The sequence below is a fragment of the Campylobacter sp. CFSAN093241 genome, from assembly GCF_012889595.1.
Classification (GTDB): Bacteria; Campylobacterota; Campylobacteria; order Campylobacterales; family Campylobacteraceae; genus Campylobacter_D; species Campylobacter_D jejuni.
This window is the reverse complement of record NZ_CP040612.1, coordinates 857,567-871,170: the sequence shown is the minus strand read 5'-3', so window position 1 is coordinate 871,170 and position 13,604 is coordinate 857,567. Positions and strand designations below refer to the sequence as shown.

Here is a 13,604-nt window from a genome sequence, read left to right as displayed (position 1 = left end):
CCAAAATTGAAAGGAGAAAAAATGGTTTTTAGAAAATCTTTATTAAAGTTGGCAGTTTTTGCTCTAGGTGCTTGTGTTGCATTTAGCAATGCTAATGCAGCAGAAGGTAAACTTGAGTCTATTAAATCTAAAGGACAATTAATAGTTGGTGTTAAAAATGATGTTCCGCATTATGCTTTGCTTGATCAAGCAATAGGTGAAATTAAAGGTTTTGAAGTAGATGTTGCCAAATTACTAGCTAAAAGTATATTAGGTGATGATAAAAAAATAAAACTAGTTGCAGTTAATGCTAAAACAAGAGGCCCTTTGCTTGATAATGGCAGTGTAGATGCAGTGATAGCAACTTTTACTATTACTCCAGAGAGAAAAAGAATTTATAATTTCTCAGAGCCTTATTATCAAGATGCTATAGGGCTTTTGGTTTTAAAAGAAAAAAATTATAAATCTTTAGCTGATATGAAAGGTGCAAATATTGGAGTGGCTCAAGCTGCAACTACAAAAAAAGCTATAGGTGAAGCTGCTAAAAAAATTGGTATTGATGTTAAATTTAGTGAATTTCCTGATTATCCAAGTATAAAAGCTGCTTTAGATGCTAAAAGAGTTGATGCGTTTTCTGTAGACAAATCAATATTGTTAGGCTATGTGGATGATAAAAGTGAAATTTTGCCAGATAGTTTTGAACCACAAAGTTATGGTATTGTAACCAAAAAAGATGATCCAGCTTTTGCAAAATATGTTGATGATTTTGTAAAAGAACATAAAAATGAAATTGATGCTTTAGCGAAAAAATGGGGTTTATAATATGAATGAAAGTGTAGGTTTTGTTGAACATTTAAGACAAATTCTTACTTCTTGGGGTTTATATGATGAAAATAGTATAAGCCCTTTTGCGGTATGGAAATTTTTAGATGCTTTGGATAATAAAGATGCTTTTATTAATGGTTTTATTTATACTTTAGAAGTAAGCATTCTTGCTTTGCTTATAGCTACAATTTTTGGAACTATAGGCGGAGTTATGGCTACAAGTAGATTTAAAATTATCAGAGCCTACACTAGAATTTACGTAGAGCTTTTTCAAAATGTTCCTTTGGTAATACAAATTTTCTTTTTGTTTTATGCCTTGCCTGTTTTAGGTATAAGGCTTGATATATTTACTATTGGTGTATTGGGTGTTGGGGCGTATCACGGAGCTTATGTAAGCGAGGTGGTTAGAAGTGGAATTTTGGCTGTGCCAAGAGGTCAGTTTGAAGCTTCTGCGTCTCAAGGGTTTACTTATATTCAACAAATGCGTTATATTATAGTACCTCAAACCATTAGAATTATTTTACCACCGATGACAAATCAAATGGTAAATTTAATTAAAAATACCTCTGTATTGCTTATTGTAGGTGGAGCTGAGTTAATGCATTCTGCTGATAGTTATGCAGCTGATTATGGAAATTATGCGCCAGCTTATATATTTGCAGCGGTTTTATATTTTATAATTTGCTATCCTTTGGCTTATTTTGCAAAAGCTTATGAAAATAAATTAAAAAAAGCACATTTAACGAGATAAAGGGTTGTTAATGGAAAATGTTTTTAATGCGCAAAATATTGAATTTTTAATGCAAGGTTTATTTCTGACATTAAAAATAGCCTTGGCAACTTGTATTATTTCGATTGTTTTTGGAACTTTTTTAGCTATAACTAAAAATTATGGAGATAGATTAAGTAAATTTTTAGCAGCTTGCTATATAGATATTTTTAGAAATACTCCTTTATTGCTATGGATGCTCGCAGCTTGTTTTGTTTTGCCTGTATTTTTTGGACAATTTCCTCAAGCTTTTTGGGGTACTATAGGATTTTCACTTTATACGAGTTCGGTTATGGCTGAAATTATTAGAGGCGGATTAAATTCTATACCAAAAGGTCAGTTTGAAGCAGCTTATTCACAAGGTTTTGGTAAATTTTTTACTCTTTTTTATATTATTTTACCACAAACTTTTAGAAAAATAATACCTGCTTTATTATCTCAAATTGTAACCACTGTAAAGGATACAGCTTATTTAGCAGGTCTGGGTATAGCTGAACTTACTTATAATTCAAAAACTATATTGGCAAAACTAACAAGTTTTGAAGAAATTTTAGCGATGATAGGTGTTGTTGCGGGAATTTATTTTATAATATGTTTTTCACTTTCTATGTTGGTAAGATATTATGCCAAAAAGACAGCTTACATTTCTTAAAAAAGCTTATATTTTTATATAAGCTTTTTAAATTTACAGCAGTTTTTAACATTTTTTTTATTAAAATCTTTTGTATTAATTCATAATTTTATTGATTAAGGTTTTTTATGCGAGGTTATAAAATTTTTTCAGGCTCAGCTAATGTCGAATTTGCAAGACAAGTTTCTAAATATCTCTCCCTGCCTTTAAGTGATGCTGGAGTAAAGCGGTTTAGTGATGGAGAGATTAGCGTTCAAATTGATGAGAGTGTACGCGGAAAGGATGTTTTTATTATTCAAAGTACTTGCGCTCCTACAAACGATAATTTAATGGAACTTTTAATTCTTACAGATGCTTTGCGTCGCTCAAGTGCAAATTCAATTACGGCTATTATCCCATATTTTGGCTATGCGAGACAAGATAGAAAAGCAAATCCTAGAGTGCCAATTACTGCTAAACTTGTGGCTAATTTGATTCAAGCAGCTGGGATTGATCGCGTAGCTACGATAGATTTGCATGCAGGACAAATTCAGGGTTTTTTTGATATTCCAGTAGATAATCTTTATGGAAGTATAGTTTTTAATGATTACATTAAAGCCAAACATTTTAAAAATGCTATTATAGGAAGTCCAGATATAGGGGGTGTTGCAAGAGCTAGGAGTGTTGCAAAGCATTTAGGACTTGATATAGTTATAGTTGATAAGCGTCGTGAAAAAGCCAATGAAAGTGAAGTAATGAATATTATTGGAGATGTAAAAGATAAAGAAGTTATCTTAGTGGATGATATTATTGATACTGCTGGCACTATAGTTAAAGCCGCGGAAGCTTTAAAAGAAAAAGGTGCAAAATCTGTTATGGCTTGCTGTACTCATGCAGTTTTAAGTGGAAAAGCCTATGAGAGAATAGCAAGCGGAGTTTTAGATGAGCTTGTGGTAACAGATACTATACCTTTAAAAGAGCAATTACCAAATATTAAAGTATTAAGCGTTACACCTGTTTTTGCTGAAGTAATACGTCGTGTTTATCATAACGAAAGTGTAAATTCTCTCTTTATTTAGATTAAAAAAGCTTAAAGATTATTTTTAAGCTTTTCATTTTTATGCTACTTAAAGAAACAAAAAACATATATTTTTTTAAAAATGTGAAAAAACTAAACATCTTTCTATACAATTTAATCTATAAATCTGCTATTCTTTGAAAATATTTTATTTTCTTAGGAGAAATATGACTCAGTTAAGTACTAAAATTTTATGGTTGTTTGTTGCAACTTTAGGCGCTATTTGTTTTGGTTATTTAGCTTTACAAAATGGCGAAAGTGTATCAGCGATTTATTTGGTGGTTGCTGCTGTATGTATTTATATGATAGGATATAGATTTTATGGGAGTTTTGTAGCTTATAAGGTTTTAGAACTTGATAAAAATCGTGCAACACCAGCACTTGTAGAAAATGATGGGCGTGATTTTGTGCCTACAAATAAAGCTGTATTATTTGGACATCATTTTGCTGCTATTGCAGGAGCAGGTCCATTAGTAGGACCTATCTTGGCCGCTCAAATGGGATATTTGCCTTCTATGCTTTGGATTTTAGTAGGAGGAGTTTTAGCGGGTGCTGTGCATGATTTTGTTGTTCTTTTTATATCTACTCGTAGAAAAGGTAGAAGTCTTGGCGAGATGATTAAGGATGAGATGGGTAAATTTACAGGTGGAGTTGCTATGGTGGCGATTTTTGGCATTATGCTTATTATTATTGCCATTTTAGCTATGGTGGTTGTAAAAGCTTTAGCAGAATCTCCATGGGGTTTATTTACTATCGCAATGACGATTCCTATAGCAATATTTATGGGAATTTATATGCGTTTTATCCGTCCAGGTAGAGTAGGGGAGGCTTCTATAATAGGTTTTGTGCTTTTAATTTTGGCTATTCATTATGGTAGCGTTATAGCTGCTGATCCTTATTGGGCTAAAATATTTACTTTAGAAGCTCCAACTTTGGCAATTGTTATGATGGCTTATGGTTTTATTGCTTCTGTTTTACCTGTGTGGTTTTTACTTGCTCCAAGAGATTATCTTTCAACTTTTTTGAAAATCGGTGTTATTGTGGTAATGGCTGTAGCTATTGTTTTGGTTGCTCCTGATTTACAAATGCCAAAAGCAAATACTCAGTATTTTGATGGAACAGGTCCAGTATTTGCAGGTGGAGTGTTTCCATTTTTATTTATTACCATTGCTTGTGGTGCGATCAGTGGTTTTCATGCTTTGATTTCTAGTGGAACTACTCCTAAAATGCTTGAAAACGAAACTCATACTTTGGCTGTTGGATATGGCTCTATGCTTGCTGAGAGTGCTGTGGCGATTATGGCTTTAATTTGTGCTTGTATTTTACATCCAGGTCTTTATTTTGCTATAAATTCAAGCTCTGCTTTGATAGGAACAGATGTTGTAAATGTAGCACAAACTATTTCAAGTTGGGGATTTAGTATTACTCCTGAAGAAATTACTACTTTAACCACAAATATAGGAGAGTATACTATACTTTCAAGAACAGGGGGAGCCCCGACTTTTGCTATAGGTGTAGCTTTGATCTTGCATGAACTTTTTGGCGGCGTGGATTTGATGGCTTTTTGGTATCATTTTGCTATATTGTTTGAAGCTTTATTTATTTTAACAGCGGTGGATGCTGGGACAAGGGCTTGTCGTTTTATGGTGCAAGATATATTGGGTAATGTTTATAAACCTTTAGGAGATATTCATAATTATCCAGCTGGACTTTTGGCTACGGCTTTAAGTGTTGCAGGTTGGGGATATTTTCTTTATCAAGGCGCCATTGATCCTAAGGGAGGAATTTATACACTTTGGCCTCTTTTTGGCGTGAGCAATCAAATGCTTGCGGGTATGGCTTTGCTTCTTGCTACAACTATACTTGTAAAAATGGGCAAGGCAAGATATACTTGGGTTACTTTAGTACCTGCGGTATTTGTCTTAGTGGCAACTCTGTATGGAGGAATTCAAAAAATTATGCCTTATGAAGAAGGCAATAAAATAGCAAATGCGGTAAGTCATGTAGCCGCCGTTAGCATACAAAGTCAAAAAATTAAAGATTTAGAATTTAAATTAAATAATACTAAAGATGAAAAAGAAATTTCTACAATTAGAAAAGAAATTTCAATAGCCACTCAAAATAAAGTTGGAAATTTACTTAATGCAATTCTTTGTGTGTTCTTTATGATAGCTACCTTGCTTGTTATAATTTCTTGTATAGGAATTTGCTTAGGTAAAATTAAAATTCCTCTTAAAGAAACTAAGTATATTAAGATTGATGAATTTCAAAAAATTTAAGTATTATTATGAAAAAGCTGAAAGGTTTTTTCATCCCTTGGTGGGACTTTCTAGTTATGATAAGTATTTAGAACACATGAAACAAAAACATCCAGGAAAAATTCCAAAAACCAGAGGGGAATTTTTCAAAGAATGTCTAGATAAAAAATATAATAGTGGCGGTTTAAATAAATGCTGATAAGCTTAAAGGATAAAGTTTTATCATACAAAATAAGCTTTAAGCATTTAAAAAGCCATGAATTCTTTTAAGTTCTTCACTAATAGGCTTTTTCTTTCCATCTCTTGTAACACTTACATAAGTTACTAAAGCCGAAGTTACATTAATGCAAGAAGTACAACCTTGAGAATCCACTCTTTGAGCTGTGACTTCTACTTCAACGCTGATTGAAGTGTTGCCCACATTTACAACTTTAGAGTAACAAGAAATTATATCGCCTATAAAAACAGGTTCTTTAAAAACTACTTTATCCATAGAGATGGTTACAACGCGTTCAGGAGAAAGTTCTCTTGCTGCGATAGCTCCTGCTAAATCGATTTGTGAAAGTATCCATCCGCCAAAAATATTTCCTGCTGGATTTGTGTCACTTGGCATAGCTACAATTTTTAATTTTGGTTCTCCCATATCTCTCATTTTTACTCCTTATTTTAAAAAATGAATTATAATTAAAAAAGTTAAAAAGGAGAATAAAAGTATGAATAATTTTAAAGAAATAGCTAAATTGGTTAGAAAATACAAAGAAAGAAATAATGCGTTATATGAGTTTTTAGACAAAGAAGATGTGGGCGAGTATTTTAGATCTTTGATTTCTTTAAGTGAGTTAAAACAAGATAAAACAACTATGCTAGCCATACTTAGGCGTTTGGTTGATTTAAAGGAAGAAAATTTAGTTCAAGAGTGGAAAAAAAACAACTTTAAGGAAGATAAGATTATAGAGTTAAAACATAAGTTCTATGAAGAGGTTAGAAAGTTTTATGAAAAAGAACATCAAAATTTAATTAATGAAATAAAAGAGAAAAAGCTTTTAAATAATTTTTATCAGTCTTTAATACAAGGAGTGCATAATATAGGTTTAATTATGAATATTTTTGAAATTTCTTGGACTAAAGAAATTATAGAAAAAAATAATAAAATTTTATCTACTCAATTTCCAAATTTAGATGATGCAATGGAATTTTTACGTAAAAATCATTTATATCAAAAAACTCCAGAAGGAGAAATTTGTGAGCGAAGCTATGGTGTTTTAGTTAGAATAGGAAATTTATGGAAATTTGTTCCTTATGCGAGATTTTTCGAGAATGAAATTTTAAAATTAGAATTTGCTTTTGAAAATATGATTGATCAGCTTAAAATATTTGCTAGCAGCGAAGAGGAAAAAGCTTATATAGAATATTTTGAAAAATTAAAATTAGCGTTTTGTGAAAAAGATGAAGATAGGGTTATAAAAGCTTGGCAAGAAGCTGAATTTGCTTGGATGAAAGTAAAATCACCTTTACAAGTGGGACATCCTTTAGAATATTATGAAGATAATTATACTCATGCGGTGGCATTAGAATGGGATATAAGAATAGAAGATGAAAATGATTTTGATGTTTTGAAATTTGGTAATGAAATTAAGGAAAGTTTTGAACATGTTTATAAAAATATAGGACTTGAAGATTGTGAATTAGAAAAAGAAGTTTTATCTAATATAGAAAAAACTCAACTTTATATTTGCACTCCGATGATATTTTATGGTGCTGAACTTAAAGGTTTATTCTCAGCTCAAGTCGTTCCAAATGATGAGTTTGTAAGTTCTAAGGCGGGCAAAAAAATATTTGCCTTTATAAATTTTGTATATGAAAATGCTAAAACAAAGCCTTTTATGAAAATTTCTAGCGAGGTTTTTGATAAAGAATTTTTGGATTTTGGAAGAAATATTTTATTTTATCAGGAAAAAATTTGGAAAAGGGTTTATGAAGTATCAACTATAGGCCATGAATTTGGTCATATATTTTTTATTGCTAATGATACCGAAAAAACAATGAATCAGAGTGGTTTTTTTAAAAATATAGAAGAATATAAAGCTACTACAGGTGGACTTATAAATTTCTTTTATCATGAACAAGATGACTTGATAATGCCTGTTTTTCATGAACTTATAAAAAGAGCTATTGGACTTATTTCTTGGCAAAGGGTTGATGAAGTTAGACCTTATTATACGGAAGGACTTATTCATCTTAGCTTGCTTTTTGAAAGCGAAGTATTGATTTTTGAAAATAATAATTTGAAGATAAATTTTGATTTAAGGTATTATGAAAAATTTAAAGAGCTAACTTTAAAAAATTATCATGAATTGGCAAAACACTATGCTTTAAGACTTGATGCAAAAGAGTTTTTAAGTAGATTTTGTGAAATTGAAGATAATATTTTTCTTCCTATTATGCCTAAGTGTAAAGAATTTGTTAAATTTTATTATGATTTATACGAGAAAATTGGTAATGAAATTGATAATAGTGGAGAATTTGAAAGATATAAGAAAAAATAATAAAGTTTTTTGAAAAAAACTTAAAAAAAGCTGTTTTTTACTTGATATTGTTTTTTAAATATGCTAAAATTAGGCGTTTCAATTAAAACAAAGGAGCTTTTATGACTAAAGCAGATTTTATTTCATTAGTTGCTCAAACAGCTGGGCTAACAAAAAAAGACGCTACTACTGCTACTGATGCAGTTATTTCTACTATTACTGATGTTTTAGCTAAAGGTGATAGCATCAGTTTTATTGGTTTTGGTACTTTTTCAACTCAAGAAAGAGCTGCTAGAGAAGCTAGAGTACCAAGCACAGGAAAAACAATCAAAGTTCCTGCTACAAGAGTTGCAAAATTTAAGGTAGGTAAAAACCTTAAAGAAGCTGTTGCAAAAGCAAGCGGCAAAAAGAAAAAATAAAACTTCGGCTAGATAAATTCTAGCCTTCTTTCTTAATTGATCCAGATATTTTATATCTTTTATTTACTTTATTTTTTTAAACTTTTATAAAACTATCATTATTAAATAAAAAAGGATATTAAAATTATGAAAGTATATGAAAAAGTAAGTGAGCTTATAGGAAATACTCCTATTATACATTTGAAAAAATTTGGTATCAATGTTTTTGCTAAATGTGAATTTTTAAATCCTAGTCATTCTATAAAAGATAGAGCAGCTTTTGAAATGATTAAAGATGCTTTAGATAGTAAAAAAATTAATCAAGATACTACAATAGTTGAAGCAACTAGTGGAAATACTGGAATTTCTTTGGCTATGATTTGTGCAGATTTGGGACTTAAATTTATTGCTGTAATGCCCGAATCTATGAGTTTAGAAAGAAGAAAAATGATAACACTCTTTGGCGCTAGGTTAGAATTAACTCCTGCAAATTTAGGAATGAAAGGAGCGGTTGATAAAGCAAATGAAATATTATTAAATACTCCAAATTCTTTTATGGTTTCTCAATTTGAAAATATTTCAAATAAAAATGCGCATCGTAAGAATACGGCTTTAGAAATTTTAAGAGATTTGGATAATGAACTTGATATTTTTGTAGCTGGTTTTGGAACTGGCGGTACTATTAGTGGAGTTGGGGAAATACTAAAAGAAAAATTAGAAAAAGTGCATATTGTTGGAGTCGAGCCTCTAAATTCTCCATTGCTTAGCAAAGGTGAAGCGGGAAGCCATAAAATACAAGGAATAGGGGCGAATTTTATACCTGCTATTTTAAATAAAGAAGTTATAGATGAAGTGATCACAGTAAGTAATGAAGATGCTATAAATACAGCCAAAGAACTTGCCAAAAGTGGTTTAATGGTAGGTATATCAAGTGGAGCAAATGTATTTGCCGCAAGTATGCTAGCAAAGAAATTTCCAGATAAAAGAATTTTAACTATGCTAAACGATACGGCTGAAAGATACCTCTCAACTGATCTTTTTGCTTAAGTATAATTATTGAGAATTTAGAAAAATTCTAAGTTCTCTTAAAATTTCTTGTGGATTTAAATCGCTAATTTCTTTATAAAAATGACCTTTTTCATCAATAAGATAAAGCATATTGCTATGTGCTATAGAATAACCCATAAAAGAATCATTTAGATCTATTTTTTGATATTGAACATTATATTGTTTTGTTATTTTTTGAAGAGTTTTTTCATCTTTTGCAATTAAGGCATCTGCTTTTGGGTAAAAGTATCGTAACCATTCGTTTGTATTGCTTAAGTTATTATCTCTATTTGGATCTAAAGAAATAAAAAGAAGGTGAGCCTTAGGATTATTGATTTGCTTTAAGGCTTTGCCTACTAAACTAAGAGTTGCCGGACAAACATCAGGGCAATAAGTATATCCAAAATAGATAATAAGCTTATCTCCTTTAAAATCTTTTAGGGTGGTTTCCTCTTTTAAGTCTGATTTTAAGATAAAATCATAAGAATTTTGATGATTTTTAATAAAAAATATTACACCTAAAATAATGGCAACTATAACTATAAACAAAATAATATTTTTTTTCATTTTTTTAGCTCAAAATCAAAATAAAACCCTATGGGTTTATTATTATCCATAAATTCTACCCTGAAACGCATAGTATCTAAAACGCAAGCAGCAAGAACTATTTTACTTTCATAGTCTGTTGAATTTAATCGATGTATTTTAGGTTTAATTTCGCCCATATACATATTTAATCCATAAATTTTAATTCCTAAGTTGTTATAATTTCCTAGATTTACAATCTTTAGATTTGTAACATCTAAAGATTGTAAGGGTTTGGGATTTAGGGAAATTAAGACTTTTTTATTGTTAAAACTATATGTGCAGTCTTTAACATTAAGATCGCAAGTCAATGGGGTAGAAAAATCAGTTTTTGTTATTTTTTGAGAATCTTTTATTACATAAAAATCAAAAATAATATATAAAATAGCAATAACAAAAGCAAAAGCTAGGATAAAAATAATTTTTCTCATTAATTAAAATTCTTTAGAATCAATATTTTTTAACTCTATGGTTTTGTGATTATTAAATTTTAAATCTAAATTTACCTTCGTGTCTTTAATAATAGGTTTTTTTAGTTTTAAAAGCATTATATGGTAACCTCCAGATTTAAGCTCTGTGCTTGAATGAGCTTTTATAATAATTTCAGGAATTTTTTGCATCATCATTTTTCCATCTTTATGTATATGTGTATGCAGTTCACTGACTTCACTGATATCGCTTTTGGCACTTATTAGAGCAATATCCTTATTAGTATTATTAAAAATAGTAAGAAAAATAGCACTATTTTGCGCATGAGGTGGAGTTTGTTTTACAAAGGCATTTTTTACCTCTATATCATTAACAGCCCAAAGATTTACAGCAAAAAGAGCACCTAAGAGAAGAATTTTTTTCATATTGTATCCTTATTTTTATAATATTAAATATTTGTTCATTATATCAAAAAATATTTTTATTTGAATATAAAATTTTGAAAATTTTTCAATGTGTGTTACCTGTTTGAAAATTTTTTTGCATAGTAACATCAAAATCAAAGAAAAAACCAGTTGGAGCATTATTGTTTAAAAATTCAACCCTAAATCTAGAATCATCGGTAATGCTTCTACCTATAAAATTTATAAGAATATCACCATTAACTATATTAAATTTAGGAATGATATCGCCTATATAGGAATTTAAACTATAAATTTTAATCTTTAAATTAGAATAATGAGGAAAATTCTTAATTTTTATAGTAGTTTTATTGAAAATTTTTATAGGTTTTGGGTAGGCTGAAACTTCAATATTTTTTTTATTAAAAGAAAAAACACAATCTTGTAAATTTAAGTCACAAGTTAGAGGTTGGCATGTATTTAAGCTAAATATACTTTCTTTCTTTTTATCATATAATGTATAAAAAGCTAAAAACAAAATGCCTAAAAAAGACATTCCTATAAAAAAATTTCTTATCATTATAGACAACCTTTTAAAACAAGCCTTTATGATTTGTAAAAATTATATCATAAATAAGGCTGCATTGTTAATATAATTAATATTTTTTAAGAAAAAAAATATTATAATCACAAACATTTTTGACTTAAAAAATTTGAAATACCTAAGGAAAAACATTGTTAAAACGACTTGCTTTATTAATTGCACTTTCTTCATTGATGTTGCATGCCTCAGATCTTGTTAAAATTTATCTTAATCAAGGATTAGATGCTGTTGGTGTAGCGATTGAAAAAGAATTAACTCAAAAGGATTTTTGGTTAAGTGAAATAGGAGATAAAAATATTTCACTTGGATACTATGATGATAATGTTGCTATCGTGCTTACAAATAAAACAGATAAAATTCTCCGTGTTTATTCTTACGAGGACGGAAAAATAAGAAAAGATTTTGAACAAAAAGAAATAATAACTGGATTAATGGGTGATAAAAAAATAGAAGGAGATTTGAAAACTCCAGTAGGTTTTTATGAGTTAGGCCGTAAGTTTAATCCAGGTGATCCTTATTATGGTCCCTTTGCTTTTGCCACAACTTATCCAAATTTACTTGATAAAGTACAAGGAAAAACAGGTGGTGGTATTTGGATCCATGGCTATCCTTTAGATGGTTCTAGACTTGATGAATTTAAAACAAGAGGGTGTATTGCTTTATTTAATAATAATTTGGAGAAATTTGCAAAAGTTGTGCAAGATAAAAAAGTTTTTGTTATGACAGAAGAAAAAGAAAAAATTAGAGCTAAAAAGGATCAAATCGCTAGTTTATTGGCTGATCTTTTTACATGGAAACTAGCTTGGACAAATAGTGACACTAATGCCTATTTAAGTTTTTATGATGAGCAAGAATTTAAACGTTTTGATAAAATGAAATTTGAACAGTTTGCTTCCATGAAAAAATCTATTTTTTCTCGTAAAGAAGATAAAAAGATTAAATTTTCAGATATTAATATCAGCCCTTATCCGAATTTAGAAAATGAAACTATGTATAGAATTTCATTTTATGAGGATTATTACACTAAAAACTATCGGTTTAGAGGCGATAAAATTTTATACGTTAAGATAGATAGTAAAGGTAAAATGAAAATTTTAGCAGAGCAATAAATGTCTTTAATAAAAATTGATCAAAAAGCTTATGAATACAATTTAAGACATATTGCTAAAAAAATAGGGAGTTTTCAAAGATTAATTTGTGTTTTTAAAGATAATGCATATGGACATGGAGCTAAGCTTTTAGCTCCATTAGCCAAAAATTTAGGAGTTTCTTTTGTTGCTGTTAAGAGTGAAGAAGAAGCTCGAGAAATCGAAGAATTTTTTGAGAATATATTAATACTATCACATCGTCCTCATGGTAATGAAAATTCTCGATTTATTTATGCTTTAAATGACATTTCTCAAGTAAAAAATTACAAGCAAGATATAAAAATACATCTAAAAATAGATACAGGCATGCATCGCAATGGAATTTGTGTAGAAAATTTAGAGCATGCTATAAATCTTATTCAAGGTAGTGATTTAAAACTTACTGGAATGTTTACACATTTTGCTAGTGCAGATGAAATGGATGGAAGTTTTTTTGTTCAAAAAGAAAATTTTCAAAAAGCTAAAAAGATAGTAAAAAAATATTTTTCAAATTTATTATTTCATTCGTATAATTCTGCAGCATTATTTAGAGGGAAAATTCCTGAAGATGAATATTGTAGAGTTGGGCTTGTTCAATTTGGATATGGGGATTCAAATTTAAAAAGAGTTTTAAGTTTGTATGCTCATAGATTAAGTCAAAGGATTTTACAAAAAGGACAGAGCATAGGATATGGAGGCATTTTTACTGCTGCAAAGGATATGGAAGTAGCAACTTATGATTTGGGTTATGCTGATGGTCTTTTTCGCTACAATGGAAGGGGGGAGTTAGTGCTTGGAAATGGAAAAGCAATGCTTGGAAAGATGTCAATGGATAGTTTTTCTTGTGAAAATTCTGGTGAGGAAATTTGCGTGTTTAAAGATGCTGATATTTGGGCTGATTTTTTTCATACTATTAACTATGAAATTTTAGTAAAATTAAATCCTAATATTCAAAGAGTTCTAGTATAA

The 13,604-nt window shown here is 29.6% G+C and carries 16 protein-coding genes; 11 read left to right on the top strand and 5 right to left on the bottom strand.

What is annotated here, in order from left to right; all coding sequences use genetic code 11:
* Positions 1-21 precede the first annotated feature (21 nt).
* The 6 genes from peb1A to kcuS all read left to right on the top strand — a co-directional run bounded on the left by peb1A (position 22) and on the right by kcuS (position 5,718).
* The gene (gene peb1A, locus FBE96_RS04475) at positions 22-801 is read left to right on the top strand and encodes a bifunctional adhesin/ABC transporter aspartate/glutamate-binding protein PEB1a (protein WP_002872124.1); all 780 of its coding nucleotides are present in this window, start codon (positions 22-24) and stop codon (positions 799-801) included.
* Position 802: 1 nt separating this feature from the next.
* A complete protein-coding gene (locus FBE96_RS04470; RefSeq protein ID WP_002853332.1) occupies positions 803-1,555 on the top strand; it encodes an amino acid ABC transporter permease in 753 nt (250 codons plus the stop codon).
* A gap of 10 nt (positions 1,556-1,565) precedes the next feature.
* Complete coding sequence (locus tag FBE96_RS04465; protein ID WP_002853290.1) at positions 1,566-2,225, top strand: amino acid ABC transporter permease; 660 nt, start codon at positions 1,566-1,568, stop codon at positions 2,223-2,225.
* 107 nt (positions 2,226-2,332) lie between these two features.
* Entirely contained in the window at positions 2,333-3,262 is a 930-nt protein-coding gene (locus FBE96_RS04460; protein ID WP_002853293.1) for a ribose-phosphate pyrophosphokinase, read from the top strand.
* A gap of 166 nt (positions 3,263-3,428) precedes the next feature.
* Complete coding sequence (locus tag FBE96_RS04455; protein ID WP_002872125.1) at positions 3,429-5,540, top strand: carbon starvation CstA family protein; 2,112 nt, start codon at positions 3,429-3,431, stop codon at positions 5,538-5,540.
* Positions 5,521-5,718, top strand: coding sequence for a KCU-star family selenoprotein (gene kcuS, locus FBE96_RS04450; RefSeq protein WP_002867452.1), 198 nt, complete (start codon positions 5,521-5,523; stop codon positions 5,716-5,718). Before FBE96_RS04455 ends, kcuS begins: the two co-directional genes overlap by 20 nt.
* A gap of 39 nt (positions 5,719-5,757) precedes the next feature.
* Here kcuS and FBE96_RS04445 read toward each other — a convergent pair whose 3' ends face one another.
* Positions 5,758-6,171 carry an acyl-CoA thioesterase gene (locus FBE96_RS04445; RefSeq protein ID WP_002853544.1) on the bottom strand — a complete coding sequence of 138 codons (414 nt, stop codon included), beginning with the start codon at positions 6,169-6,171 and terminating at the stop codon, positions 5,758-5,760.
* 61 nt (positions 6,172-6,232) lie between these two features.
* On the opposite strand from FBE96_RS04445, the gene ciaB reads away from it, so the two are divergent.
* The 3 genes from ciaB (at position 6,233) to cysM (ending at position 9,489) form a co-directional block, all read left to right on the top strand.
* Positions 6,233-8,065, top strand: a complete 1,833-nt coding sequence (gene ciaB / locus FBE96_RS04440; RefSeq protein ID WP_002906578.1) for an invasion protein CiaB — start codon at positions 6,233-6,235, stop codon at positions 8,063-8,065.
* 101 nt (positions 8,066-8,166) lie between these two features.
* Positions 8,167-8,463 carry an HU family DNA-binding protein gene (locus FBE96_RS04435; RefSeq protein ID WP_002859562.1) on the top strand — a complete coding sequence of 99 codons (297 nt, stop codon included), beginning with the start codon at positions 8,167-8,169 and terminating at the stop codon, positions 8,461-8,463.
* A 126-nt stretch (positions 8,464-8,589) separates the two neighbouring features.
* Positions 8,590-9,489, top strand: coding sequence for a cysteine synthase B (cysM, locus tag FBE96_RS04430; protein ID WP_002870166.1), 900 nt, complete (start codon positions 8,590-8,592; stop codon positions 9,487-9,489).
* 6 nt (positions 9,490-9,495) lie between these two features.
* Here cysM and FBE96_RS04425 read toward each other — a convergent pair whose 3' ends face one another.
* The 4 genes from FBE96_RS04425 to FBE96_RS04410 all read right to left on the bottom strand — a co-directional run bounded on the left by FBE96_RS04425 (position 9,496) and on the right by FBE96_RS04410 (position 11,484).
* Positions 9,496-10,056, bottom strand: coding sequence for an SCO family protein (locus FBE96_RS04425; protein WP_002859560.1), 561 nt, complete (start codon positions 10,054-10,056; stop codon positions 9,496-9,498).
* Positions 10,053-10,505: a hypothetical protein gene (locus FBE96_RS04420; protein ID WP_002852445.1), complete on the bottom strand. Its 453-nt coding sequence runs from the start codon at positions 10,503-10,505 to the stop codon at positions 10,053-10,055. Before FBE96_RS04420 ends, FBE96_RS04425 begins: the two co-directional genes overlap by 4 nt.
* Positions 10,506-10,508: 3 nt before the next feature.
* Positions 10,509-10,928, bottom strand: coding sequence for a copper chaperone PCu(A)C (locus FBE96_RS04415; protein ID WP_002852580.1), 420 nt, complete (start codon positions 10,926-10,928; stop codon positions 10,509-10,511).
* Positions 10,929-11,013: 85 nt separating this feature from the next.
* Positions 11,014-11,484, bottom strand: coding sequence for a hypothetical protein (locus FBE96_RS04410; protein WP_002852438.1), 471 nt, complete (start codon positions 11,482-11,484; stop codon positions 11,014-11,016).
* A 155-nt stretch (positions 11,485-11,639) separates the two neighbouring features.
* Here FBE96_RS04410 and FBE96_RS04405 point away from each other — a divergent pair, with 155 nt between their 5' ends.
* A complete protein-coding gene (locus tag FBE96_RS04405; RefSeq protein ID WP_002852494.1) occupies positions 11,640-12,617 on the top strand; it encodes a murein L,D-transpeptidase family protein in 978 nt (325 codons plus the stop codon).
* The gene (locus FBE96_RS04400; protein ID WP_002852617.1) at positions 12,618-13,604 is read left to right on the top strand and encodes an alanine racemase; all 987 of its coding nucleotides are present in this window, start codon (positions 12,618-12,620) and stop codon (positions 13,602-13,604) included.